This is a genomic window from Phytohabitans sp. LZ39 (assembly GCF_059359075.1).
The window spans coordinates 203,015-229,973 of the sequence record NZ_JCADBM010000006.1; the positions used below are offsets into that span (position 1 = coordinate 203,015).

Annotated in this window: 13 protein-coding genes; 9 read left to right on the plus strand and 4 right to left on the minus strand. The window is 72.3% G+C overall.

Annotation, left to right across the window (positions count from 1 at the left end; all coding sequences use genetic code 11):
- Positions 1 to 169 precede the first annotated feature (169 nt).
- Positions 170 to 3,325 (plus strand): FG-GAP repeat domain-containing protein, encoded by a 3,156-nt coding sequence (locus AC5L36_RS14605; protein ID WP_494908197.1) that lies wholly within the window; start codon positions 170 to 172, stop codon positions 3,323 to 3,325.
- A 57-nt stretch (positions 3,326 to 3,382) separates the two neighbouring features.
- Here the strand turns inward: AC5L36_RS14605 and AC5L36_RS14610 are convergent, their stop codons facing one another.
- Both AC5L36_RS14610 and AC5L36_RS14615 read right to left on the minus strand, forming a co-directional pair.
- Positions 3,383 to 3,931, minus strand: a complete 549-nt coding sequence (locus AC5L36_RS14610; protein WP_441218968.1) for a hypothetical protein — start codon at positions 3,929 to 3,931, stop codon at positions 3,383 to 3,385.
- A gap of 9 nt (positions 3,932 to 3,940) precedes the next feature.
- On the minus strand, positions 3,941 to 4,945 hold the full coding sequence (locus AC5L36_RS14615) for a helix-turn-helix transcriptional regulator (protein ID WP_441218970.1): 1,005 nt from the start codon (positions 4,943 to 4,945) through the stop codon (positions 3,941 to 3,943).
- Between the two features lie 288 nt (positions 4,946 to 5,233).
- Here AC5L36_RS14615 and AC5L36_RS14620 point away from each other — a divergent pair, with 288 nt between their 5' ends.
- The 6 genes from AC5L36_RS14620 (at position 5,234) to AC5L36_RS14645 (ending at position 18,635) form a co-directional block, all read left to right on the plus strand.
- Positions 5,234 to 9,685, plus strand: coding sequence for a LamG domain-containing protein (locus AC5L36_RS14620; RefSeq protein WP_441218972.1), 4,452 nt, complete (start codon positions 5,234 to 5,236; stop codon positions 9,683 to 9,685).
- A 14-nt stretch (positions 9,686 to 9,699) separates the two neighbouring features.
- Positions 9,700 to 15,867, plus strand: coding sequence for an RHS repeat-associated core domain-containing protein (locus AC5L36_RS14625; RefSeq protein WP_441218974.1), 6,168 nt, complete (start codon positions 9,700 to 9,702; stop codon positions 15,865 to 15,867).
- 137 nt (positions 15,868 to 16,004) lie between these two features.
- Entirely contained in the window at positions 16,005 to 16,637 is a 633-nt protein-coding gene (locus AC5L36_RS14630; protein ID WP_441218975.1) for a sporulation delaying protein family toxin, read from the plus strand.
- Between the two features lie 19 nt (positions 16,638 to 16,656).
- The gene (locus AC5L36_RS14635; RefSeq protein WP_441218977.1) at positions 16,657 to 17,220 is read left to right on the plus strand and encodes an SdpA family antimicrobial peptide system protein; all 564 of its coding nucleotides are present in this window, start codon (positions 16,657 to 16,659) and stop codon (positions 17,218 to 17,220) included.
- Positions 17,160 to 18,134 carry a sporulation-delaying protein SdpB family protein gene (locus AC5L36_RS14640; RefSeq protein WP_441218979.1) on the plus strand — a complete coding sequence of 325 codons (975 nt, stop codon included), beginning with the start codon at positions 17,160 to 17,162 and terminating at the stop codon, positions 18,132 to 18,134. The genes AC5L36_RS14635 and AC5L36_RS14640 overlap by 61 nt, the downstream gene beginning before the upstream one ends.
- A gap of 24 nt (positions 18,135 to 18,158) precedes the next feature.
- A complete protein-coding gene (locus AC5L36_RS14645) occupies positions 18,159 to 18,635 on the plus strand; it encodes a Calx-beta domain-containing protein (protein ID WP_441218981.1) in 477 nt (158 codons plus the stop codon).
- Here AC5L36_RS14645 and AC5L36_RS14650 read toward each other — a convergent pair.
- Entirely contained in the window at positions 18,601 to 21,666 is a 3,066-nt protein-coding gene (locus tag AC5L36_RS14650; RefSeq protein WP_441218983.1) for an AfsR/SARP family transcriptional regulator, read from the minus strand. The two genes, AC5L36_RS14645 and AC5L36_RS14650, sit on opposite strands and share 35 nt — an antisense overlap.
- Before the next feature lie 73 nt (positions 21,667 to 21,739).
- On the opposite strand from AC5L36_RS14650, the gene AC5L36_RS14655 reads away from it, so the two are divergent.
- Positions 21,740 to 23,101, plus strand: a complete 1,362-nt coding sequence (locus tag AC5L36_RS14655) for an aminotransferase-like domain-containing protein (protein ID WP_441218985.1) — start codon at positions 21,740 to 21,742, stop codon at positions 23,099 to 23,101.
- Between the two features lie 6 nt (positions 23,102 to 23,107).
- On the opposite strand, the gene AC5L36_RS14660 is transcribed toward AC5L36_RS14655, so the two are convergent.
- Positions 23,108 to 25,096, minus strand: a complete 1,989-nt coding sequence (locus AC5L36_RS14660; protein ID WP_441218987.1) for a helix-turn-helix transcriptional regulator — start codon at positions 25,094 to 25,096, stop codon at positions 23,108 to 23,110.
- 133 nt (positions 25,097 to 25,229) lie between these two features.
- Between AC5L36_RS14660 and AC5L36_RS14665 the strand changes: the two genes are divergently transcribed.
- Positions 25,230 to 26,951, plus strand: a complete 1,722-nt coding sequence (locus AC5L36_RS14665; RefSeq protein ID WP_441218989.1) for an SGNH/GDSL hydrolase family protein — start codon at positions 25,230 to 25,232, stop codon at positions 26,949 to 26,951.
- Positions 26,952 to 26,959: the final 8 nt, after the last annotated feature.

Sequence of the window (26,959 nt, forward strand, 5' to 3'; positions counted from 1 at the left end):
ACGGTTGAGCCCGTGGCGCGCGAGCTTCCCACGTCAGCGTCGCGCAAGTGGGGTGTAAGCGTGCGTCCTTACGCTGCTGGCAAATCGAGCGACGATTAGGGATGTAACAATGACGGGGCTTTTCCGCTATGTGCACACACGCGGGCGACCATTGTTCGTGTTGGTGCTCATGGCCGTGCTGTTGTCGGCGGTGGGAGTGGTGGTCCGGCCCGCGCCGGCGGCGGCCGACGACTGGTATCGGGATCCGTGTTTCAACGCCCGGCAGGAAAACACTGTGCTGTCGTGGGCCGAGACCGAGCTGGAGGCGGCGCCTGATGCGGTCTGGCGGCGGTACGGTAACCGCGACAGGGCTACTGAGCAGACATACGCCGTGGCCTGGTCGACGACGAGATCGGCCTCGATCACGGTTGAGGGTTCGCTGGACCTGGCGAAGATCCTGGAGCTGAGTGGGACCTATCAGTCGCAGATTAGCGTGCAGCAGTCGGTGACGGACACCGAGGTCGTGCGGACCGTGCCGGGTGAGTTCGTGACGATGAAACCGTACATTCTGTACCGGTTCATTAAGGTGATCACGGCGTGGATCAAGGCCGATGGCAGCGGCCATTGCGGGCTTTCGGCGTCGGTGGCGCGGGTGCCCACGTCCTGGGGCCGATGCCTGGTGCGCGACAACGTGACGTTAGAGGAGCAATGCGGGGCTGGTGTCATCCGTTCGGGTCAGGGGCCGGGTACCGGTGGGACGGCACCGCCGACGCCGCCGGTGCCGCAGCCGGTGACGGACGTGCGGCACGTGGCCGACGGCACGGTGCTGGCAACGACGGATACCAAGCGGATTTACAAGATGGTGGGTGGGGCGCCGGTGTGGCAGGCGACCTGCGACAACGGGATTTGTGAGCCGCAGTCCCGGCCGACGACGCAGGCGGTGATCAACGCTGGTCCGGCCACGCCGCGTAATGGTTCGTCGGCGATCGACCAGCGCGGCCGGGTATACATCTTCGTGGGTGGTTCCCCGTTGTGGCAGGACTCGTGCGCCGCCCCGGTCAACTGCGGTACGCCGGTGAAGGTGTCCGACTGGTCGATCGATGCCCGCGATCACATGAACCGGCTGCCCGCGGACGGCAACCTGGTGCAGGCGGTGTCGAACGGCACTGATCTGCCGGTGGCCGCGACGTTGGGTGGGGCGCTGGTGCCGTTCGCGAACCAGCAGGAGGTCATCGAGACCGGTCACGGCACGGACTGGGCTCGGAAGGTGACCGCGATCAGTGGGAACAGCTATCACGCGTTGGGGTTGGACCCGGCCAACGGCACCCTGGTCCAGGGGGTGGCCGGTGGGGTTTCCACCGCGGTGGCCGCGATCGCCGGTAAGGCGGTCATCCCGTTCGCCAGCCCGCAGGAGGTCATCGATTCCGGGCACGGCACCAACTGGGCCAGCAAGGTCCGGGCTGTCCCGGCCCGGTTCTTCCACTCAAGGGCCCGGGTGCCTACCGACAACACGCTGATCCAGGGTGCTGGTGGGGGTGTGTCCACGCCGGTGGCGACCATGGTCGGTGGGGCGCGGATCAACTTCGGCAGCCCGCAGGAGGTCATCGACGCCGGGTACGGCACGGACTGGCCGAGCAAGGTCCAGATCATCCCGATCCGGGCGTTCAACGAACTCCGCGCCGACGTGCCGGCCGACGGCACCCTGATCCAGGGCATCAACGGCAGCACCCCGGTCGCCAAAATCGTCGGCGGCGCCGTAGTCCCCTTCGCCAACCCACAGGAAGTCGTCGACCTCGGCTACGGCGCCGAATGGGCCCTGCACGTACGCGCGGTACCACCACGCGCATACCACGCACTGCCGACCACGCCGCCGACGAAGACCCTGGTGCAGGGGAAGTCGGGCGACACGTTGACGGCGGTCGCGCAGGTCGTCGGCGGCGCACGCATCCCGTTCAGCAGCGGCGCCGACGCCACCGCGGTGTTCGGCCCGGAGTGGTCCGAGCGCGTCCAGCGGATCCCGACCCGCGCCTACACCGCCATGCCACTCACGCCGGCGGACGGCACCCTCATGGTCAACGAGGGCAGCGTCCTCTACCACGCGCTTCAAGGCAACGTCGAACGGGCGGCGAGCTGTCCGGAGTCGCCAGCGTGTTCGTCCAGCCTGCCGATGGTGCTGGACAAGCAGTTGGCGGGGATACGCGAGTACGGGCCGGCGGGCTTGGCCTGGGCCGACGTCGACGGCGACGGCAAGGCCGACTACTGCCGCCGCCTCGGCACGGTCAACCACCAGGACAGCAAGGTCTCCTGCACGCTGTCGACCGGCACCGGCTACGGCGCGACGGTCACGTCGGGCGTCACCGACTGGGGATGGCTCATCGGTCGGCAGTGGACAGACGTCAACGGGGACAAGAAGGCCGACTACTGCCGGATCGGCGGTGCCGACAACCGCGCCAACGCCAACGCGGTCTGCACGCCGTCGACCGGCACCGGCTTCGGCCCCACCTTCGTCTCCGCGAAGCTCGACGCCGGGCACTCCGTCGGCCGGGCCTGGGCGGACGTCAACGGAGACGGCCGGGCGGACTACTGCCGGGTGCGCGGGACCACCAACCACACCAACGCGTTCGTGTCCTGTACCCCCTCGACCGGGACCGGTTTCGGGGCCGACATCAACTCGTCCAGTTTGGACTGGGGCTTCCCCGCCGGGCGGGCGTTCACCGACTTCAACGGCGACGGCAAGGCCGACTACTGCCGGGTCGTCGGCACAGCCAACCACACGGCGGCGCACGTGGCCTGCACCGTCTCCAACGGAGGTGACTTCGGGGCCACGTACGTGTCTCCGGCGACCGACTGGGGATTCAGCTCCGACCGGGTGTGGGCGGACGTCAACGGTGACAAGAAGTCCGACTACTGCCGCCGTGTCGGCTCGATGGCCGAGCCGCGGATGGCGTGCACGCCCTCGACCGGCACCGGTTTCGGCCCGACCTTCGTCTCCGGCCTGGCCGACTGGGGCCAGCCCGGCAGCCGCACCTGGAACGACGTGAACGGTGACGGCAAGGCGGACTTCTGCCGGGTCCGCGGCACGGCCAACCACACCGACTCGTTGGTGTCCTGCCTGCTGTCGACCGGCACCGGCTTCGGCGCCGAGGTCAACTCGGCGACGACCCTCGACTGGGGCTTCCACACCGGTCGCGGCTGGGCGGACGTCAACGGCGACGGTCGGACCGACTACTGCCGGCGGGTCGGCGGCAGTGTCAACGACACCCGGGTGTCCTGCTCCGCCTCCACCGGCGGCGGGTTCGCCAGCAGTGTCGTGTCCGGCGTCCTGGAGTGGGGACTCGCAGACTAACCACCCCCGAGGGTCGACCGCGCGCGCCGTACCTGTGCGGCGCGCGCGGTCGGCTGACTACTGTGGCTTTTCCAAGCAGCTGCCGCAGAACCCGCCGGGCCCTGGCGGGCAGTCCGGATCGTCCTCGTACCAGACGGTCGCCGCGACCAGGGGGTCGGTGGTCGCGATCGGCTCGAGCGTGGCCGGGCCGTCCGGCGGCCACGTCACCCGCGCGCAGGCGATCCGGTCGGTGAGGGTCCGCATGGCGCAGACTCCGACCTGCTGTGCCGTCGGTATCGTGCCGGCGAATGGGGTCGGCCCGCTGGGTTGGTAGCGCACCAGCGATTCCGGATACACGAACGCGACCGCGAACGGGTCGCCCGTCTTGAAGACAGCCACGGCGAAGGCTGAGTTGGCCCGGTACGGCTCGCAACCGGTGACCTGGCCGTGCAGAGCCGTGTATCCGGCGCGGGCGGCGCCGACCGCGGTGAACTGACCGGAGGCGCAGGATGCCGGGCTCCACGTGCCGGCCGCCTGGGCCTGCGCGGCGGTGCCGAGCGTGAGCGCCAGCGCGCTCGCCAGTACAGCGGCGGCGCGGGCGACCGGCCGCGCGAGCGGGTGTGACAAGGGGTCTCCTCAGGTGGTGGTGGAGCCTGGGCTGCCGTAGCGCGGTGGCCGGGGTGCGGCGCCGGCGGCGCCGAGCAGCAGCGCGAGCTGGAAGCGGTTTTCCACGCCCAGGCGGTCCATCAGGTGCCGCATGGTGTAGGCGACGGTGCGGACGCTGAGCCGCAGCTCCAGTGCCGCGGCCTGGTCGGTGTATCCCATGGCGAGCAGGCGCACCAGTGCCTGCTCGCGTTTGCTCAGCTCGATGGGCGGTACCCCCTGCTCCCGTGGGTCGGTGCCGTCGTCCCACAGCCGGTCGAACATGCTCGCCAGGGCCTGGACGACCGCGGGGTCGGCGACCTCGATGTAGCCCTTTTCAAGGTCCACCGGGTCGCTCGGCACCATCGCGGCGCGCCGGTCGAAGATCATCACCTTGAGCGGCAGGGCCGACAGCTCGCGGTACATCCCGCCGGCGTGGCCGAGGGCGGTGGCGTAGGCGCTGTACCGGTCGCCGTCGCCGGGCGGCAGGCCGAGCACCCGAAGCCGGATGCCACGCGCCAGGATGCTGCGGTCCAGCGGCAGGGCGGCCGTGGTCGCCTCGGCGTCGAAGACCTCTTCGGTGTTGATGGCCAGGTGCTCGTGACGTTCGGCGGCGATGAGGCCGGCCGCCCGCTGCCGGGCGGCGGCGCGGGTGGGCCAGCGGCGCACCGAGGCGCGCGCGAGTGCGGCCAGGCCCACCTCGGTGGTGGTCGTGACGTGCCGGCGCCACCGGTCGAGCGCCGAGGCGGGCACACGGTGGTGCCGCAGCGTGTCGAGCACCCGCTCCACCTCCACCGCCTCCCACACGAGGGCGTCCGGAGACCGGTACCCGGCATCGGTGGCCGAAGGAACGGGGCGTACCGCCGCCGCGGCCACCAGCTCGTCGAGCGCCCGACTCACCCGGCTCTGGGACATGCCCAGCTCCCGGGCGAGCCGCGCGACCGTGCGGGGGCCGAGCATCAGCAACGCCCGATAGCCGAGATCGGCATCGGGCGTCACCCCCCACCTGGTCAGCCTGGGAACGACCTCGGTTGACAACGCCAACGGAACCCCCCGTCTCGAACCCAGTACAGCTCCCGCGGGGACAGGAGATCACCTCTGGGTACCGCTGTGAAGACCGGGTCTCGAGGCTTGCAGGATCATGCAAATGGCCTCGTTGCAGGGGCCTGCAAAGAATTCGGGACATTTGCCGCCCCGGGCGTTGTGCGTCTTGTGGCCTCGATGAATTGACGGCTATACGTTCCCAGCCCAGCCAGACCCCTGGCTCCGCGATGGAGAAGGTGCGCCGTGACCCTCTTTTCGAAACGCCGACTGGGATCGGCGCTGTGCGCGATCCTGGCCGGCGGGTTCCTTTTCGCCGCACCGGCCTCGGCGCGCGAGCCGGCCGCGACCGCCTGCACCGTTCCCGGCGGCGGTCTCGTCGCCGAGACCGAGGACGTGGCCCTCGCGCTGGCCGCCGAATGCGGTGCCGAGGTGCGGATCGCCGCGTACCAGGACTACGCGGTGCGGTGGTTCGCCGAGCCCGACGGGCGGGTGCGGACCGAGGCGTACGCGGCGGCGCAGTGGGCGCGGGACGCGTCGGGGCAGTGGGTGGACGCCGACCCGACGCTCGTACCGGCCGGCGACGGCGGGTTCCGCACCGCCGCGACCGTCTCGACGCTGCGGATCGCCGGTGGCGACGGCGCGTTCGTCACCGCGACCGCGCCGACCGGTCAACAGGTGGGCCTGGACTGGCCGGGCACGCTGCCGCAGCCGCGGGTCAGCGGCAGCACCGCCGTCTTCGACGACGTGATGCCCGACGTGGACCTCGAGGTCTACGCCGACGTCGACGGGTTCTCGTACGCGCTTGTGGTGTACACCGCCGCGGCGGCCGCCAACCCGGCCCTCAAGCGCATCGAGCTGGGCCTGCGAGCGGCCGGCCTCACCGTGGCCGCGGACACCGACTCCGACACGGCCGAGCTGACCGACGCCGGCGGCGAGATGGTGTACGCGGTGGAGACGCCGTGGATGTGGGACTCCTCGACGCCGGCGGCCGCCACCGCGACCGCCACGGCGGACGGGAACGCCGCCACCACCGAGACTGGCCTTGCCGCCGCGATGGACCTGGAGGTGGACGGTGACACGCTGGCCGTGCTGCCGGACGCCGCGCTGCTGAACAACCCGGACCTGCGGTATCCGCTCTACATCGACCCGAAGTTCACCGGGAAGATCAGCCAGTGGGCCAACCTCCACTATGGAACGAACGGCCAGTACGTCAACAAGACCACCTGGTCCGGCGACTCGTACCTGCGGGTCGGCTTCCAGGGTTGGCAGAACGACAACGCCGTGGGCCTGTGGCGGTCGGCCATCCAGTTCAACGGGCTGGACGACCTGAAAAACCGCGTGGTCGCGGACGCGCAGATCTGGATGACCCAGGACCACACCGGCGGCTGCGGCACGAGCTACAAGGTGCGGCTCGGCGCGATGGACTACTTCAAACGCTCCACCGCGACGTTCGCCAACACGTATCCGGACAAGTACATCGGCCTGGTGGCCACGACGACGGTGCCGACGTCCAATGAGGACCAGTGCGGCGACGAAGGCGACCAGCGGTTCAAATGGCAGGACTCGCACCTGACGAACCGGTTGAAGTACATCGTGGACCGTGGCTGGAGCACCGCCTCGTTCACCGTCTTCTCCGACAACGAGGGCAACCGGGACCAGTGGCGAAAGCTCTCGCCCAGCAGCGGGCGGCTCGTCATCTGGCACACCGCGAACAAGCCGGTCGAGCTGTCCACCAACGGTCAGCAATGCTCGACGTCCGCGCCGGGGTACCGGCTCAACACGTTGGTGCCGTCGCTGAAGGCCACCGCGCCGAGCAACCTCGCCTCGACGGCCGAGCTGCGGTTCGAGCTGACCAAGGCCGGCTCCAGTACGGTGCTCAAGCAGATCAACGTGGCCGTGACGTCGAACGGGACGAAGACGGTCGCCGTGCCGACCGGCGTCCTGGCCGAGGGCACCGGGTACCGGTGGCGGGTCCGGGTCTGGGACAGCGACGGCGACAGCGCCCGCCACGGGCCGTACTCCGCGTACTGCTACTTCCGGGTCAACGCCCAGCCGCAGGCGCCCAACGCGATGTCCACCGAGAAGCTGGGCTGCGGCGCCCAGTCCAGCCCGACCATGGTCACCACGACGACCCCGAGGCTGATCGCGACCCCGCGTGACCCCGACGGCGGCAAGGTGCGGCTGCGGTTCGAGCTGTCCCAGCCGACCGGCGCCGTGCTGAGCCAGAAGACGCCGGACGGCCAGGCCGGCACCGCGCTGTCGAGCCGGGTAGACAAGTCGCTCGCGCTCACCGAGGGTGTGTACCGCTGGCGGGCGCAGACGCTCGACGAGTTCGGCGCCGGACCCTGGTCCGCGTACTGCTGGTTCCAGATAGACACCACACCGCCGGAGCCGGCCGACGTGGCACAGGTGACGGTGGATCCGGCTCCCGGCGACGCGGTGCGCTTCAACCTCGTCGGCGGCGGTGACGTCGCGAAGTTCAAGTACATCCTCGCGCCCGAGGCCGCTGGCGGCACTGTGTCGCCCAAGTCGTGCAACAACTACTCGTGCCACATGACGACGAACGCGACCAACGGCAAAGCCACGATCAACGTCCTGCCGTCGAGCACGACCATCGACCACGTCCTTCAGGTGTGGGCGATCGACGCGGCCGGCAACGAGTCGTCCCGCACCGACACCTGGTTCGCCAACGCGCCCACCGAGCCGGTGCAGCCGGTCGGGGCCTGGCGGTTCGACGGCGACACCGCCGACGACCTCAGCGGGGCCGCGCTGGCCGTGACGGCCGGGCCGCGCTACGGCACCGACCGCTTCGGCCGGGCCGGTGGCGCGCTGGAGGTCGCCGGCGACAACACGCGGTGCGCGGTGACCGGCGGCCCGCCGGTGGACACCGCCGACTCGTTCACGCTCGCCGCCTGGGTGCGCATCGACAAGTACGGGGCCGGCGCCGGTCAGACGGTCTTCGGCATGCCCGGCTCCGGCGGCAGCAACGTCAAGCTGCTGCTGAACGGCGACGGCACCGTGTGGTACTTCTCCCGGCATTCCCAGGGGACGGGTGCGCAGGCGTACTGGAACCAGGCGACGGCACCGGTGTCCGGGGTCAGCGCCGGCGGCTGGGTGCACCTGGCCGGTGTGTACGACGCGCCGGCCGAGCGGCTCCGCCTCTATGTCAACGGCGCGCTGGCCGGCTCCGGACCGGTCACCTTCGACCCGCCGACGGGCACCGGCCGGATGGGCGTCGGCTGCGGGTTCGGCAGCGGCCCGTTCGAGGCGATCCACGGCGCGGTCGACGACGCGGTGGCGGTCCAGCAGGTGCTGACCAGCGGCCAGATCGCGGCGCTCGCCGCGACGAACGAAGGGCTGCCCGCCGGTACCCGGGCGTGGTGGCCGCTGCGCCAGAAGTACGCCACGGAACAGTCCGGGCACGGCCCACAGCTGTCCACTCTCGACTCCGCGAGCTGGGTGGCCGACCAGCACGGCCGGGCAGCCAGCGCGCTGGCCTTCGACGGCAGCACCTGCCCGACCGCCGAGCGGGTGCCGGTACGCACCGACGGCTCGTTCACGGCCTCGGCCTGGGTGTACCTGGACCCGGCGCACACCACCGGCCACTCCCGGGTGTTCAGCCTGCACGGCGGCCGGCACTTCGCGGCGATGCTGAAGTACAACCCGACCACCGCGCGCTGGGACTTCTCCGTCACCAACGCGGACGACACGGCCGCCACGGGCGCTTCCGTGGGTGGCGCCGCGACGCCGGGGAAGTGGACCCACCTGGCGGTGACCGTGAACGCCGACACGCGACACATCGCGCTGTACGTGAACGGCGCGCTGGCGGCCGGCAAGACGATCGGCTTCGCGCTGTGGCGGGCCGGCGAGATGGTGGTCGGCTGCGGCGGCACCGCCGACGGTACGCGGTCGTCGAAGTGGAAGGGCGCGATGTCCGACGTGCGGGTGTGGCGGGGCGTGGCCACGCCGGACGCCATCCAGGGGCTGCGCACCGAGCAGGTCGCGTACTGGGAGCTGGGCCAGGAGGAGCTCGGCACCGACGGCTGGGGCGCGGACCACAACCTCGCCTTCAGCGGCAGCCACCGGTGGGTGGAGGACCGGTACAACTGGTGCCAGGCGGCCTACGGCCTCGGCTTCGACGGTGCCGGCTACGCCAGCACGGCCGGCCCGGTGGTGACCACCGACCAGTCGTTCACGGTCGCGGCCTGGACCCAGCTGAACAGCACCGACGGCTACCGCACCGTCGCCTCGCAGACCGGGGCCAACCGGATGGCTTTCAACGTGGCCTTCCACCCCACGATCGGAGAGGGCGGCCGCTTCCAGCTGTCGATGCCGTCGTCCGACGGGACGAGCAGCGGCGCCTGGCACCGGGTGGTCGGCGCGCAGGCCCCCGAGCTGGGCCGGTGGTATCACGTGGCTGGGGTCTTCGACTTCGGCACCGGCACGATGCGCCTCTACGTCAACGGAGCCTTGCAGGGCGAGCAACGGATGATCGCGTCGCCGTGGCAGGCCACCGGCCCGTTCGTCGTCGGTGCCGCCTACGAGAACGGCGCGATGGTCAACCACATGGACGGCGTCATCGACCAGGTGCGGGTGTGGTCGGGCGCGGTGGACCCGCTGGTCATCCGCGACCTGGCCCGGCGCCCACCCGATCCCGACGGCGGCTTCTGCGACGGCGACGAGCAAACCCAGTGAAAGGTCACCTCACGATGACATCTCGGCTGCATCTGCTCGTCCGCCTGACCGCGGTCGTCGCGTTGCTCGTCGGTGCGGCGATCGTCGCCTACCAACTGCCGGAGCGCCTCAGGTCCGGCGCCCTCGACCCCGACCTCGGCACGCCGGTGGAGGCCCAGGCCGTCACCGGCGCCTCGGTCGACCCGAAGGCCGAAGGCGTGCACGTGCCGGACCAGCGCTGGTCGGGCGCGAAAGCGGCGGACTGGCCGGCGGCCGGCGTGACGGAGGTGCCGCTGCGGGCGCGGGGCGTCGACGCGGCGCGCACCGGCACCCTCGCCGCCACCGCGGCGCTGCGCGTCTTCGGCCAGGACGTGTCGGCGAAGCTGGGCATCGACGGCGTGGTGTACCAGGTCTCGTCCGACCGGAGCGGCCAGGCCGACGTCAAGATCGACTACAGCCGCTTCGCCGGCGCGTTCGGCGGCGGCTGGGCGTCGCGGCTGCGGCTGCTGGCGTTGCCCGGCTGCGCGCTGAGCGAACCCGCCAAGCCGGGCTGCCTGACCGGCAAGAAGGTGGAGAGCGTCAACGACATCCGGGCGCGGAGCGTGACCGCCACCGTGGACCTCGCCGGTGACGCGGTGGTCTTCGCGCTGGCCGCCGAGGACAGCGGCGCGACGGGCGACTGGTCCGCGACCGACCTGTCGCACGCCGGCTCCTGGTCGCAGGGGGGTTCGTCGGGCGGCTTCGGCTACTCTTACGCGCTGCGGGTGCCGCCCGGCGCCGGGCGGGTGCCGGAGCTGTCGCTGTCGTACTCCTCGCAGGCGGTCGACGGCCACACGTCCTCCTCCAACAACCAGGCCGGCCTCATCGGCGACGGCTGGGGCTACAACCCGGGGCTCATCGAACGCACCTACACCGGCTGCTTCCGCGACAAGGGCGGCAACACACCGACCGCCACCGGGGACTGGTGCTGGGACGGTGCCTCCGACGCCGTCACCGTGTCGCTGGGCGGCGTCAACGCGGCGCTGGTCAAGGACGACACCACCGGGCAGTGGCACGTGGCCACCGACTCCGGCTGGAAGGTGGAACGGCTCGGTGCGGCCGCCACCGCCTCGACCGCGACCTCGGAGCAGTGGCGGATCACCGCCACCGACGGCACCCGGTACATGTTCGCGTCCCGCGCCGGCTCGCGGCTGACGGCGCCCGTGTTCGGCAACCACTCCGGCGAGCCCTGCCACCGCTCGGGTGACTTCAAGGGCTCGGCGTGCGCGCAGGCGTACCGGTGGCTGCTGGACCAGGTCGTCGACGTGCACGGCAACGTCACCAGGTACGAGTGGAGCACGGAGACCGGCCACTACGGCGCCGCCGCCGACGAGGACAACCGCAAGGGCTTCCACCGGGCCGCCCGGCTGACCCGGATCGAGTACGGGCTCCGCGCCGACGACGCATCGGTCGCCGCGACCGGCCGGGTCGTGTTCTCCTACGCCGACCGCTGCGAGTCCGACTGCCGCGAGTCCGGCGGCGACCCCCGCCCGGACAACTGGCCCGAGACGCCGTGGGACCTCGACTGTGCCGCCGCACCGTGCACCGGCAAGCTCAGCATGGCGTTCTTCGCCTCCCAGCGGATGACCTCGATCGCCACCTACGTGCGCAAGGGCGCCACCTACTCCAAAGTGGACTCGTGGGCGCTCGAGCACGACTTCCTGCACTACGGCGACGAGGAGGACACGGTGCTGTGGCTGGCTTCCGTCCAGCACACCGGCCACGTCGGCGGCACCGAGTCCACCCCGCCGGTCAGGTTCGCCGGCACCCCGATGGCCAACCGGCTGGAGCACTCCGAAGGCGAACCGTCGCTGTGGCGCACCCGGCTGTCACGGATCGTCACGGAGACCGGCTCGGAGGTGCTCGTCTGGTACTCCGCCGAAGACTGCGCCTGGGACGACCGGCCCAGCCCGCGGGACAACGGCCGCCGCTGCTATCCGATGTTCGCCGACAAGGGCCCCGACGAGGAGCCGGCCGAGGAGTGGTTCCACAAGTACGTGGTCACCCAGGTCGCGGAGTTCGACACCACGGCCGGGCAGCTGCCGTTGCGCACCTACTACGAGTACGCCACCACCACCGGCGGCACGTCCCGGCTGTGGGCGTGGAACGACAGCGAGCTGGTCGACGACGACCTGCGCAGCTACTCGCAGTGGCGCGGCTACGCCCAGGTGACCACGAAGGTCGGCGACCCGGCGCAGGACACCCCGCTCACCTCCGTGGCCCGGTACTACCGCGGACTCGACGGGCAGCCCGACACCGCGACGGGCACCGGGTCGCGCGCTGTCAAGGTCACCGACAGCGAGGGCAACCAGGTGACCGACCACGAGGCGCTCGCCGGATCGGTGTTCGAGAGCGTCGAGTACGAGGGCGCGGCCGTCATCGACGCCACGGTCAACCGCTACTGGACCAAGAGGACCGCCACGCGCGAGCACGACGGCGGGACCACCGAGGCGTGGCTGACCGGCACGTCGCGTACCGACACCCGCCGGCTGCTCGACGCCGCCACGGCCACCTGGCAGCGCACCCTCCACACCGCCGAGTTCGACGGCCGGGGCCGCCCGGTGGCCGGCTCCGACTCCGGCGACCTCGCGGCGTCGGGCGACGAGCGCTGCACCCGCACCACCTACCTCGACGACACCGCCAAGCACCTGTACGAGCGGCCGCACCGGGTCCAGGTCTTCGCGGTGCCCTGCGCGACGACCCCGTCGCTGCCCGGCGACCTTGTGACCGACCAGCGGATCTCCTACGACGGCGCGACAAGTGCGGTGGCGGCCGTCGAGGAGGTGTCGGCGCACGACGGCTCCGCCGCCACCTGGCTCAGGACGGCGGCGTACACATACGACAAGTTCGGCCGGCAGACCGCCGAGACGGACGCGCTCGGCGAGACCACCACCACGGCGTACACCCCGGCGGGCTCCGGCGTGACGGAGTCGGCCGTCACCACCAACCCGCTCGGACACGCCACGACCGTCCACAATGAACCGGCCTGGGGTGTGCCGGCCCGGACCGTCGACCCCAACGGGCGGGTCACCGAGCTGGCCTACGACCCGCTCGGCCGCACCGTCGCCGCGTGGGGACCGGGCTGGAAACGCGCCGACCACCCCGACACCCCGACGGCGGAGTACCGGTACCGGATGAAGAACGACGGCCCGTCGGCGGTCATGTCCTTCGGGCTGAACGCGGACGGCGAGCAACGCCTGGACGGCATCGCCCTCTTCGACGCGCTGCTGCGGCCGGTGCAGGAGCAGGCACCCACGGCGCAGGGCGGGCGGCTGGTCACCAGCACCCGCTACGACACCCGCGGCCTGACCGAGTGGAGCTCCGGCCCCAACTGGGTCGACGGCGCCGGGCCGGGCGTCGAGCTCGTCGCGGTCTCGCAGGGCCAGGACCACGCCCGCACGCTCTACACGTACGACGCGGCCGGGCGGGTCGCCACCGAGTCCTTCATGTCCCACCAGCAGATCCGGTGGACCACCCGGACCCGGTACGGCGGCTCCACCAAGGGCTGGATGGAGCGCGTCGACCCGCCCCGGGGCGGTACCCCGTCGGCGACCGTCGTCAACCTCCAGGGCGAGGTGGTCGAAAAGCGCGACTACCACGGTGCGACCGCCGACGGCGCGTACGACACGACGGTCTACGACTACGACCGGCGCGGCCGGCTCGAGACGGTGACCGACCCGGCGCGCAACCAGTGGTCGTACGAGTACGACCTGCGCGGCCGGCGGGTGGCCGCGCACGACCCGGACACCGGCACCACGAGGGCCGTCTACGACGACGCGAACCGGATCGTGGCCACCACCGACGCCCGCGGCCAGACGGTCAGCACCGAATACGACGCGCTCGGCCGGATGACCGCCCGCTGGTCCGGCGCCCCGCGAACCGGTGTGCGGCTGGCCGCGTGGGCCTACGACAAGGTGGCCGGCGGGATCGGCCTGCCCTACACCTCGACGTCCTATGTGGACGGCAAGCCGCTGACCACCCAGGTGTCCGGGTACGACGCCGCCGGCCGGCCGGCGACCACCGTCGAGTCGATCCCCGCCATCGCCGGGCTGGAGTCGCTCGCCGGCTCGTACCGTACGTCCCAGTACTACAACCCGGACGGCTCGGTGTCGCACACGAACGTGCCCGCGGTCGGCGGCCTGGCCCGCGAGAGCGTGGTGTTCGAGTACAACGACCTCGGCCAGGCCACCCGCGTGTGGGGCGAGTACTTCGACGGCAGCGGCACGGTCGTCGACTATGTGGACGGTGCCGCCTACACCGCCTGGGGCGAGCTGGGTCAGCGCGTGCTCGGCGGCGCCGGCGGCAAGCGGGTCTACCAGACCTGGACCTACGAGGACGGCACCCGGCGGGCGGCCGAGTACCGGCTCTCCCGGGACGCGGTCGGCACGACGAACGTCGCGCACCTGTCGTACCGGTACGACCCCTCGGGCAACATCCTCTCCATCGCCGACGCGGTCACCGACGCGCCCGGCGCGCCGGAGCGGCAGTGCTTCGTCTACGACTACCTGCGCCGCCTGACCGACGCGTGGGCGCAGGCCGGCACCGGCGACTGCGTGGCACAGGGCGACCTGGGCGGCGACGACCTCGGCGGCCCGGCGCCCTACTGGACCTCGTACACGTACGACGTGACCGGCAACCGCACCTCGGTGACCGGCCGCCGTGCGGACGGCACCAGCCGCGAGGACGGCTACGCCTACGTCGAGGGCCGGGCGCACCTCGTCGAGAAGGCCGGCGCCGACACTTTCACCTGGGACGGCGCCGGCAACCTCACCAAGCGGGTGGTCGGCGGCCGCACCGAGACGCTCGGCTGGAACGCGCAGGGCAAGCTCACGACCATCACCGGTGGCGAGGGCACCACCCGGATGGTGTACGACGCGGGAAACAAGCGCGTGGCCCGCGTCGACCCGGACGGCTCGGCGACCGTGTTCGTGGCCGGACACGAGATCACCGCGAGCCCGACAGGTGTGACGAGCGCGGTCCGCGGCTACCGCCACAACGGGACGGTGGTCGCCACGCGGTCCGCCTCCGGGGGAGTGGTCTGGATCGGCAACGACCACCAGAACACCTCCACGTGGGCGGTGTCGGCGACGACCGCGACGGTCACCCACCGGCGCCAGGACCCGTTCGGCAACGACCGCGGCTCGAACCGGCCGTGGACGGCCAACCAGCAGGGCTACCACGCCGGCACCGAGGACCTCGGCGGCCTCGTCTCGATGGGCGCGCGGTTCTACGACCCGGTGACCGGGCGGTTCATCTCCCGCGACCCGATCGTGGTGTTCGAGGATGTGCAGCAGGTCAACGGCTACTCGTACGCCTCGAACAACCCCGTGACGACGTCCGACCCCAGTGGACTGCGCGAGCTGGAATGCAGCCCGGGTGCGGAGGGATGCGACAGCAACGGCAGGGCCGAGCCCAAGCCGTGTGGAACGACGGGAAAGTGCAGCAAATCAGATCCGGGCTGGACGCGGACCGTCCATCTGCCGGGAGACAACGAGCTCGTCCTGACGAACAACGGCAGCTACCTCAACGGAGTGCCTATCACCGGGGCCTGGAGCGATCCCCTCGAGCTCGCGCTCGACGTGCTCGAGACGATGGATGAGCACGGCCTCTCCAACAGCACGGCGGACACGATCAAAGCGCTGTACCTGCTGTGCGAGAGTTCGGAGAAGTACGCGGGGTGCAACGGGTACAGCAGGGCGCTGTCGGACCTCTATGACATCGCCATGTGTGCCACCGAGGGGGCCTGCGTCGAGATCGAGCTCTGCGCCAACAACACCTGCCAATACGTGAACGCCGAGGACATTCTCGAAGCGATGGTGACGTACGAGGAGGAGCACTACATCGGCACCGGTGACGGGTTCACCGTCCTGCTCTCCATGGCGTACTCCGACTACGCCGCCGCCGCGGGTGACGCCTGCGCGGTGCACGGCAGGTTGGCGGCCACGGGCTGTGCGGCCGGCGGCAACCTGTCGACCGCGCTTCAGGTCCACTATGGCTGCGTCGACAACGCGGACGCGAACGAGAGGGCCTGCCTGGGAGCGCTCATCGGGCTGGTGACGACGGCGATGAACTCCTACATGACCAGCCGAGCCCTCACCGGCGACTACACGAGAAGTCCCATCAACGGCACGCTCCGGCCGGGCAGTCCATGGGGCGGCAAGTGACCCCGCCCGGCACAGGGCCACATCCTGTCCGGTGCGGACGAGTAGTGGACCTGTCGCCCGCTCGGTAGGTGCCACAGATTGGTCGGTACGCGGGGGAGAGCCCTCCTCCGTGTGCCGATCCACTGTGGAGGAACGACGTGAGCGTGACAGGCATCATCCGAAGTACCCGGGGAGTGGCGGTGCTCCTCGCCCTCGCCCTGGCCGCGGGAGGGGTCTACCTGTGGCAGGGGCGGGCGGACGCGGCCGCGCAGGCGCCGAAGTTCAGTCCGGTCCAGCTGTCCGACGCGGTGCTGTTCAACGAGGGCCCCGCCGCCCCATACCTGGAGTCGCTGGGCCGCGGGCGGATCCCGTGGACGCAGACGCTGCGCGAAGGTCAGAAGGCGATCCACGAGAGCATCGCCAAGGACAACGAGTTCGCCGCCAACCTCCAGAGCGGCGACCCGGTGAAGGTGCGCGGCGCGCTGCGCGACCTGTCGGCGACGGCCCGCGACGCGCTCAACCAGCGGTGGGGCGCGGGCGTGGTGGACGAGGCCGTCAAGCGCCTCTTCGGCATCTACGACGAGCGGTTCGTCGACACCCTCCGGCAGAACAAGCTGCGCTTCAACTTCCAGAAGCCGTGCTGCCTGGAGAACTACGTGGACATCATCTCGTCGAGCGTGCTGACCGCGTTCCTCCAGGAGGTGTGGCAGCCCTCCGGCCTCGCGCTGGAGGCGGCGCAGCTGGTCCAGGACACGATGATCCGCGACGTGACCATGGACCTGCGGGCCTGAGCCGGAGGAGGTGAACCAGGTGGACACCGGCAACGCGGCGTGGGTCGCCGATCGCCGCCTCGGCCGCCGGGTGCTCGCGGTGGCCGCTGTGGCCGTGGTGTTCGTGGTGTACGTCGCGCACGGCGCGTTGCCGGTGACGCCGTTCTCGTTGCCGTTCACCGGCGAGCGTCACTACGCCAAGGCGTTCGCCCCGCAGAGCTGGGCGTTCTTCACCCGCAGCCCGCGTACTCCCGAGTTGGTGGCCGTCGGCCGCGGCGCGGACGGCTCGTGGCGCCGGCTCTCGCCGGGGCACCTCGCGGTGCCGGCCGACCTGATGGGCCTGGACCGGGTCCGCCAGGCCGAGGAGATGCACGTCCGGAACCTGCGCGTACAGGTGCCGGACTCGGCCTGGTCGGCGTGTGACGGCGCGCCGGCCGACTGCCTTTCCCGGCTGCCCGCCGGGGCCACCGTCGTCAACTACTCGACGCGCCGCGAGCTGTGCGGCGACGTCGGACTGATTCTCCAGGAGGTACTGCCATGGGCGTGGCGGGATCTGCCGACGGTCATGCCGTCCCAGGTGGCGCGGGTGACGGTGACCTGCTGAGCCGGTTCGTGGCGGCCGCCGGGCGGTGGGCCCGGCCGCGCCTGGCCGTACCGCCGTGGTCGTCGGGGCTGGGCCTGGCCCGCACGGCGCTGGCGCTGGGCAGCGCCGCGACGCTGGCCGCTACCGGTCCGGCGGTGCTGTTCGACCCGACCAACGCCGGCGGGACGTGCGGTGACGTCCGCGCCGCCGGCCTGTTCTGCGCCGTCCCGGCCGGCGGCGGCCAGCTGGCCCGCTGGTGCGGCGTGCTGGTCCTGCTGGTGGTGGCCAGCGGCTGGCGCCCGCGCGTCACCGCGATCCCGCACTGGTACGTATCGTGGAGCCTGCTCTCGAACGCCGTCGTGCCGGACGGCGGTGACCAGCTCACCGCGATCCTGACGCTCCTGCTGGTGCCGATCGGGCTGACCGACGGGCGCCGGTGGCACTGGCAGCGGCCGCCCGACCCGGGGCCGGACATCGGCACCGGGCGGGTCGTCGCGGGTACGGCGCTGATGCTGATCCAGGTCCAGGTGGCGGTCGTCTACTTCCAGTCGTCCGTCGCGAAGCTCGGTGTCCGCGAGTGGGCGGACGGAACGGCGATGTTCTACTTCCTCCGGCACCCGCTCTTCGGCTCGCCGCCGTGGCTGCGCCCGCTCACCGACGCGCTGAGCGGGTCACCGGTGGGCGTGGCCCTGCTCACCTGGTCTCCGCTGGCGATCGAGCTGGCGTTGGCGCTGGCCATCCTGACGGGGCCGCGGAGCAAGCGGGCGCTGCTGGTCACCGGGATCGCCTTCCACGGCGCCATCGCGCTCACCATGGGGCTGGTCAGCTTCGCCGTGGCGATGACCGGCGCGCTGCTGCTGTACCTGCTGCCGGTCGGCACGCACCTCGATGTCGCCAAGCTGATAGACAGGGCCGAGCCGCAACCCGCACGATAGAGATCCCTATCGACGGAGGTAGATGTGCGATCGCGCTTGCGGTTTCCTGTCGTGCTCGCGCTCGTCGCGGCCCTGGTCGGCGTCCCGGCCACGGCCGCGGGCGCGGACGTAAATCTGCCTGAGGTCGGGTTCTCCACGCAGTACATCTGCTGGGAGACCATGCCCAAGGTGCGGCCCACCTTCGGCACCAACGCAGTGGAGACAGAGAAGTGCGAGGTGCGGGTCGGGCTCTCCAAGCCGACCATGCGGGAGGTCGTCTTCACCTACCGGACCGAGGCCGGCAGCGCGAAGCCACAGGCGGACTACGTGGACGTACGCGAGGGCAAGGGCGCCATCGTGCCGGGCGCGGTCGAGGCCTACATCACCTTCGAGATCGTGGCGGACCGGATCCCGGAGCTGGAGGAGTTCTTCACGGTGATGCTGCTCCAGGTCAGCGGGGCGAACATCGGGCGCAAGTCCGGCACGGTCACGATCCAGGACTCCGATCAGTCCAAAGAATAGGACTGGGGCGGGCAGGGGCGGACCGGGCGGCCAGCGCGTCGGCTTCGGCCGGCGCGTTGGCTTTCTGGTACAGGTCCAGCGCCGTGTCCCAGGCGCCTTTCGCGGCGGACCGGTCGCCGCCGGCGTACGCGAGGTCGCCGAGCGCCGCGAACACCCGCGCCTCCTCGTACACGTCCGGCACCCGCTGCCGCAGCCGGAGAGCCGCCTCGAGACCGCGCCTGGCGGCATCGCGCCGACCCGCCGCCGCGCGGGCGAGGGCGAGGCGGTACAGGGCCACCGCGGCCACGTGCTGGTCGTCGATCTGCCGGCTGAGCGCCAGCGCGGCCCGCGCGCTCTCCGCGGCCGCCGCCGGATCGCCGGCGTCCAGGTGTGCCGCGGCGAGGTCGTTCCAGGTGTGCGCCGCGTACCTGTTGTCGCCGGCCTGCTCGCGCAGGGCGAGCGCCTGCCGCAGGTGGTCGAGCGCGGCGCCGGGCTTGCCCTCGGCGAGCCGGGCCAGACCGAGCCCGTTGCGGGCGGCCGCCTCCAGCCGCTGTACGCCCAGCGCCACGCTCGCCGTGAGCGCCTCGGTGAGGTACTCGACGGCCCGCGCGGTCTGTCCCATGTGTACGCACGCTTCGCCCATGTTGACCAGCACCACCGCCTTGCCCAGCTGCTGGCCGCCGGCAGCGTGTGTCTCCAGCGCCCGCTGGTACGCCTCGACGGCCTCGTCGAACCGCCGCTGCTGGCTCAGCGCGACCGCGATGTTGTTGTACGCGTGCCCCTCGCCGCGCCGGTCACCACCGCGCCGCATCAGCGCGAGAGCGTGGTCGAGGTGGGTGCGCGCCTCGTCGAACTGCCTTGTCATGATGCAGGCCACGCCGAGGGCGCTGCGCATCAAACCCTCGACGGCCGGGTCCGCTCCGGCGGCACTGGCCGCGGTCACCGCCCACTGGCACATGCCGACCCGGTCCTGCCAGTGACCGCGCGAGTCGTAGAAGCCGGTCAGCAGGTACGTCAGCTGCCAGGCCGCGGCCGCGGGGCCGTGCTCGGCGGCGTGCCGGACGACCGGCACGAGGTTGTCCCGCTCCTGGTCGAGGAAGGCCAGCGCGCCGGACCGCTCGGGCGGAAACGGCAGCTCGGCCGGGGGCCACGTGACGGTGGCGGTGACCCGGTCCCGTCCCGGGTCGACGAGCTTGTTGGCCGCGGCGGCGACGGCGAGGTACCAGTCGACCGCTCGCGCGGCCACCTCCTCGCGCGCCTGCGGCGTATCTTCGCCGGCCGCTTGCTCGCGGGCGAAGAGCTGGATCAGATCGTGGTAGCGGTACCTGTCGCGGCCGGTCTCCGTGAGCAGGTGCGCGGTGACCAGCTCGTCGAGCGCGGCCCCCACTTCGGCCGGGCGCTGGCCGGTCACCGCGGCGGCGAGGTGCCCGCTCACGGTGCCGCCCGGCAGCAGGCTCAACGCGCGGAACAAGCGTGCCGCCGGCGCGCTCAATGCCTGGTACGCGCTGGTGAACGCGGCACGCACGCTCCGCTCGTCACCGGGAAGCGCGAGCGCGCTCAGCCGGTCGGTGGCGGCCAGCTCGCCGGCCAGGTCTTCGATCCGCTGGCGCGGGCGGGCGGCGAGCCGCGCCGCGGCGATGCGCAGCGCGAGCGGCATCCCGCCGCACAGTGCCACGAGGCGGCTGGCCGCCGCCGGCTCCCGCGCCACCCGGTCGGCACCGAGCGCCCGCCCCAGCAGCTCTTCAGCCTCGTCCGCACGCAGCACGTCGAGCGTGACGGCGCGTACCGCGTGGTGGGCGCCGAGCCCGGCCAGCCGGGACCGGCTGGTGACCAGCAGCCGGCTCCCGGCGCCCGCGGGCACCAGCGGGAGCACGTCGGCGACCTCGCCGGCGTTGTCGAGCACCACGAGGATCCGCCGGCCGTCCAAAAGGGAGCGGTACAGGGCGGACCGTTCCGCCTCGCCGGCGGGCATCCGGTCGGCCGCGACGCCGAGGCCGCGCAGCAGATGTGCCAGCGCCGCCGCCGGCGGCAGGGCCACCTCGCGGTCGTGCCCGCGCAGGTCGAGGAAGAGCTGCCCGTCGGGGAAGCGGTCCCGGGCGCGGTGCGCCCACTCGACGGCCAGCGCCGTCTTGCCCATCCCGGCCGCGCCGGAGACGACCGCGATGTGGCCGTCGCCGTCGAGGGCGTTCATTTCATCGGTACGGCCGGTGAAGTGCCCGGCCGGTGCCGGCAGCTGGGCAGGGCGCGGCGCCGGGGCTTCCGGCGGCACGTCCACAGTGGTCTCGTCGATCTGTAGCGCGGGGTCGCGGCGCAGGATCGCCGCGTACAGCTCGCGCAGCTCCGGCCCGGTGTCCAGGCCGAGCTCGTCGGCGAGCGCGGTGCGGAGCCGCTGGTAGGCGTCGAGCGCGGCGGTGTGCCGCCCGGCGCGGTAGCGCGCCAGCATCAGCAGGCCGACCAGGCGTTCCTGGGTCGGGTGGGCGACCAGCAGCCGCTCCAGCTCGGCGGCGGCGAGGTCGTGGTGTCCACACCGGAGCTCGGCGTCCCACAGGTCGGCGGCGGCCGCCAGGCGCGCCTCGTGCAGCCGGTCGGCCTCCGCACCGCCCCAGCCGGCCAACTCGACGCCCTCGGCCACGTCGCCGTGCCACAGGGCCAGGCCGTCGCGCAGGCTCGCCGCCGCCGCGACCGGCTCGCCACCCGCGAGCTGCGCCCGGCCGCGCTCGGCGCACGCCTCGAACCGGGCCGCGTCCACCATGTCCTCGGCCACGACCAGCGCGTACGAGTGGTCACGCGTCACCAGCGCCCCGGGGAGCCCGCACGCGGCTAGCGCCTGGCGCACCCGGGTGATGTGGCTGTGCAGGGTTTTCACCGCGGTACGTGGCGCGTCCCGGCCCCACAGCGCGTCGACCAGGCGCGACTGGGTGACCGCCGCACCGGGGCGCAGGGCCAGCACCGCCACCACCGCGCGCTGGCGGGCGCTGGGCAGGACGGCCACTCCCGCCGGCCCGGTGACTTGGACCGGTCCAAGCACGCGTACCGCAACAGTCGTCTCCACGAACCCTCCCCAGGGGATCATCGACAACCGACACGCAACCGCCCCACAGCCACGTCGCTCTATATCTAAGACCATGCGATCCAGGGAACCGCTAACCATACCGATCCAGCTGGACCCGGAGGGCGAACCGCGGCGCTCGTTGCACGCGCAGATCACCGATCAGATGATCGTCGCCGTCGACCAGGGCCGGCTGCCCGGCGGGATGCGCATGCCGTCCACCCGTACGCTCGCCACCGAGCTGGGCATCTCCCGCGGTGTCGCCTCGGCCGCGTACACCGAGCTGCTGACCCGCGGCTACCTGGAAGCGCGCCGCGGATCCGGCACCTACGTGGCCGCGCGCACCCGCGGGACGCCGCGCCGCACGGCCCTCGGCCCGCCGCCCACCGTGGATCTCACACCCGGCCGCCTCGCCGGCGAGCTGTTTCCCACCGCCGCCTGGACCACCGCGTGGCGCCGTGCGGCGTCCGCCCCGCCACCGGCCCGGGTACCCGTGCTCGGGCTGCCGGAGCTGCGCAACGCCCTGGTCCGGCAGGTGCTGTGGCCCACGGGCGTGTCGCTGGACCGCCACCTCGTCGTGATCACCAACAGCGCCGCCCACGCCCTGCGGCTCGCCCTCGCCGCGCTCGGCCGCGGCCCGGTCGGCCTGGAGCTCCCGGCCCCACCCGCCATCCACGCCGTGGCCGGCACGCCCATCCCACTGCCGGTCGACGGGCAGGGCGCCACGCTGGACGGCGTACCGCCGGACTGCCGGGTACTCGTCGTCGCGCCGGACGGCCAGCTGCCGCTGGGCCAGCCGATGCCGCTGGAGCGCAGGCGAGCCCTGGTGGCGTGGGCGGAACGCACCGGCGGCCATACCGTCGTGCTCACGCCGGCCGGGACGCCGTCCTCGGGCCCGACCTCGTTGCCCGGCCTCCTGGCCGCCGCCGGCGTCGACCGCACGGTACTGGCCGGGACGATCGGCGAACACCTTACGCCAGCCCTCCAGCTCGGCTACGCGGTCGTCCCCGCCGCGCTGGCGGCACCGGTCACCCGGCTGCTGCGCGACAGCGGCGAGACGCCGCCGTACGTACTCCAGCTGGCCGCGGCCAAGCTGCTGCGGGACGGCACGATCCAGGCACACAGCCGCGGGGTCGCCCGTCTGTACGCGTACAAGCGCCAGTTTCTGGAGTCGACGCTCGCACCCTTCGGCGACCGGATCCGGCTCGGTCCGCCGGAGACGACGGGCGCCACACCGCTGTACCTGCCTCCCGGCGCGGACGCGGACGAGGTCGCCGAGATGCTCGCCGCCAAGGCGGTACGGGTGCGGACGCTGGCCCGGTACTACTGGGGCGGGTCGCCGGCCCCGCACGCGCTGGTGATCGCGTACGGCCACCCGACCGGCGCCGCCCTGCGCCACGCCTTGGCGGCGCTCACCGAGGTGCTCGAAACGATCTGAACATCGCTACGGCGAGGCGGCGAGGCGGCGGGCGAGCGCGGCGCGGGTGTGTACGTCGAGCTTGCTGAAGACCCGCGTGAGGTGCGCCTCGACGGTCTTACGGCTGACGTGCAGGCGTTGGGCGACCTCGCGGTTGGTCAGGCCTTGGCCGACCAGCTCGGCGACCTGCCGCTCCCGGGCGGTGAGCGGGCCGGTGCGGGTCCGGGGGAGTCGGGCCGCCAGCCGTACTTCGAGCCGGGCCAGCCGGCCGGCGAGCCAGTCGGCACCCGCCGCGTGGAAGGCCGCCTTGGCCTGCCCGAGCTCGGCGCGCATGGCGTCGACCTCGCCCGTGGCGGCGTGGATCTCGGCGAGGAGCTGGCGGGCGAGGCCGCGGTCGAGCGGCGTGCCAGCGGCGGCGAAGTGGTCGATCGCGGACCGCGCCGAGGTTTCCGCGCCCGCGGGGTCGTCGTGGCGAAGCAGGACCCGGGCGTATGCCTCGTGCGCGGTGCCGAGCAGGTGGGCCAGCCCTGTCGCCCGAGCCTTGGCCAGCGCCCGCTCCGCGGCGTCCCGGTCGCCGCTCGCGGTGGCGGCCAGCGCCAGCCCGTATCCGTCGGTGTCCGTTGTGGACAGCTCGTCCCGGCAGGCGTCGAGGTCGCCGGTGGACAGGTGCAGCCGGGCCAGGTACAGCCGGGTCAGGCCGGCCCACCACGGCGAGTCCGGGCGGTGGGCGGACACCTCGGCCGCCAGGCCGCGCGCCGCGGCGACACCGTGCCGCCAGAGGGTCGGCAGCAGCAGCACCGCCCGGGCCATGGCCAGCGTCTCGGCGCTGCCGATCCGCCGTGACACCTCGGCCGCCCGCGCGGCGCTGTCGACCGCGTCGGCGAGCCGGCCCGACCGGGTCGCCAGGTGCGCCCGCGCGATGAACAGGTACGGCAGGGCGTGGGTGCGCCCGGCCCGGCTGGCCACCTCGATGCCGCGGGCCAGATGGCGGGACGTGCGGCGCCGGTGCCCGAGGTCGGTCTCCACCCAGGACAGCGGCCCGACCAGCTCGACGTGTTCGAGCAGGACCGTGTCCGGCGCGCTGTCCATCAGCCAACCTGCCCGCTCCATGTGGGTACGGGCCTCCTGGACCTCGTCGCGCAGCAGATGCGCCAATGCCAGCACCGCGTGGCCGGCGGACTCCAGCGCGGGATCCGCTGTGCCCGCCACCAGCGCGATCGCCCGCAGCGCCGGCTGGCGTGCCTGGTCCGGGCGGCCCTGGAGTACCGCGACGGCGGCGACCTCGGTCAGCAGCTGGGCGCGCACGCGACCCTGGCCGGCCCCGTCACGCATCTCGGTGGTGAGCTGCGCGTCCGCCTCGTCGAGGTGGCCGAGCAGCCGGGACACCACCGAGGAGAACGCCACCGCCGACGCCCGTGTCTGGTCGGGCGCCCGCATCGTCTCGTGCAGCAGCCGCCGGCTCTCGGTCAGCTCGCCCATGACGCCGGTCGCGCGGGCCAGCGCGACCCGCAGCGTGGACCGGTAGGCCGCGAGGTCCGTCCGCTCCGGCAACACCCGGAGGGCCGCCCGCAGCAGCCGGGCCGCCGCTTCCGGCGAGGTCTCCAGCATGTCCGTGCCGGCGCCGCCGAGCGTCCGGGCGGCACGCTCGTCACCGTACTGCGCGGACCGCTCGGTGTGGTGGGCCAGCGACGCGACCGGTCCGCCGCGCTGCCGCAGGTAGTCCGCCGCCCTGGCGTGCGCCGTGATCCGCCAGCCCGGCCCGGTGGCCGCGTAGACGGCGGCGCGCGACGACGGGCTCGGGAAGACGAAGTCGGTGCCCACGATCGAGCCGATACCGGCGCGGCACAGCACGTCCAGCCCCGCGGCCGCGGCCGCGGTGGTGACCTGGGCGATGTACGCGACGAGCCCGAGTGGGGCGTGGTCGCCGGCGACCGACGCCGCGTCGGCCAAGCGGCGAACCGTCTCCGGCAGGGCCTCGAACTCCCGCGGCGGCACCGGATCGGCGTCCACGTCCATAGACCGCACGGTATTGACCACCGCGCGCGGCAACGACCGCCGTTCGGCCGGCTTGGGGTGTCCATTGGGGAGTTACCCGATGCTCACCGGCTGATCTTCACGCCATACTCACGGCAACTTTGGGGAGGCAGACGTGGAGCAGCCCAGCATCCGACCGCATCGACCGGACGCCGTCCCGTACCCGCCAAAAGGCCCGGAGCGCCGGCCACGACGCGCGTTCGTCGCGGCGCTGGCCGCCATGGTCGTCACGGCCGCCGGCGTGCTCGCGTTCGCCGGCCAGGCCGGGGCCGACCTGGTCCGGCCGCCCGTCCCGTCTCCCTCACTCAGCCGGCCGCCGGTCATCTCCACCACCCTGCACTTCAACCCGCCGCCGCTCACCTCGGCGATCGCCGGCGACAGCTACATATCCGGCGAGGGAACGGGCGGCAACGTCTACCCCACGAAGCCCAACGGGGAGCAGGACTGGCGGCATCAGTCCGGGTACTCGCAGGCGCACCTGGCCTGGCTCTACCTGTCCGCGAAGCGCTGGCCCCGCGCGCCGTACACGGTCGCCTCGAACCGGGTCGAGAGCGCCTGGGGCGGCGACCGCCTGAGCTTCGTGGCGTCCTCCGGCGCCACCACCGCCCACCTCACCACCAGCCAGATCGACCCGGACACCAACCTGCCGCGCTCCGGGCCGCAGCTGGACGGCATCGACCCGCTCAGCAACCTCGTCTTCTTCGGCTTCGGCGGCAACGACGCCCGTTACGCCGAGCTCTTCGAGGCGGCCATCGGCTGGCTCATCGCGGCGAAGCTGGAACAGCGGCTGCACCCGATCCCCGTCCCCAACATCGACCGCCTTGTGCAGACCGCGGCCGTGGCCCGCAAGGCGCAGCAGCTGCTCGCCCTGATGCCGCAGGTCAAGCTCAACATCGAGAACGCGCTCACCCGCACCTGGCAGCGGGCACCGAACGCCCAGATCGTGGTGATGCTCTATCCGCTGGGGCTCAAACCAAGCGGCAACCCGGACATCCCGTTCATCTTCGGCAGCGCGCTGGACAAGATGTACCCCTTCGGCGCCGCGCTCAACAACGCCATCCGGCAGGCGGTCGCCTCGTTCCAGCAGAGGTACCCGTCCGCGCCGCAGCCGCGCATCTTCGACCCCAACGCCGGCGGCCTCATCGCCGGCCACGAGCTCGGCCAGCCAAGCTCCTACTTCAACGGACTGCACATCAACCTCGACGAACTGTGGAAGCGGCACAAGCTGCACGCCACCCAGGAGAGCTTCCACTACAACCAGTTCGGCACGGTCGCGGTCGGCAAGGCGCTGGCCACCTGGACCGCCCAGCAATTTCCCGCGATGTTTCCGGAAGGGCCCAACTTCACCGGCGTGATCACCGATCCGCACCGGTACGGCCCCAACGACACGCTGGTCAAGACCGACCTGGACAGTTGGCTCGACAGCCACACCGACGAGCTGTGCACCATCGCGCAGGGCGCGCAGACCTGCAACACCGCGGTCGCCGACGCGAACGGCACGCTCACCTACCCGGGCACCGTACCGCCCACCGGCGGCGCGACCGGGACGCCGGGCGGGTACATCACCGACTACATGTTCGGCGCCTACTTCGGACTGGCCCAGGCCAACGCCGGCAACCCGCCGCCGGACAACGGCCCCGCCTTCAGCTACTACATGCAGGACCCGTCCGGCAAGTGGCTCAAGATGGAAACGAACGCGCAGGGCGAGGTCGAATGGACGCCGATGCCTCCCGGCTGGACCCCACCGCCCAACTCCTGCACCCCCGGCGGCAGCGGCGGCGGTCCCCTCGGACCCCTGCCCACCGCGACCCCATGTCCCTTCACACAGGGCGGCTGACCGCCCGA

Excerpts from the sequence above, each read along its gene's own strand:
- AC5L36_RS14605 (WP_494908197.1), top strand. The coding sequence starts at position 170 with ATGGCCGTGCTGTTGTCGGCGGTGGGAGTGGTGGTCCGGCCCGCGCCG.
- AC5L36_RS14625 (WP_441218974.1), top strand. The coding sequence starts at position 9,700 with ATGACATCTCGGCTGCATCTGCTCGTCCGCCTGACCGCGGTCGTCGCG.
- AC5L36_RS14655 (WP_441218985.1), top strand. The coding sequence starts at position 21,740 with ATGCGATCCAGGGAACCGCTAACCATACCGATCCAGCTGGACCCGGAG.
- AC5L36_RS14660 (WP_441218987.1), bottom strand. The coding sequence starts at position 25,096 with ATGGACGTGGACGCCGATCCGGTGCCGCCGCGGGAGTTCGAGGCCCTG.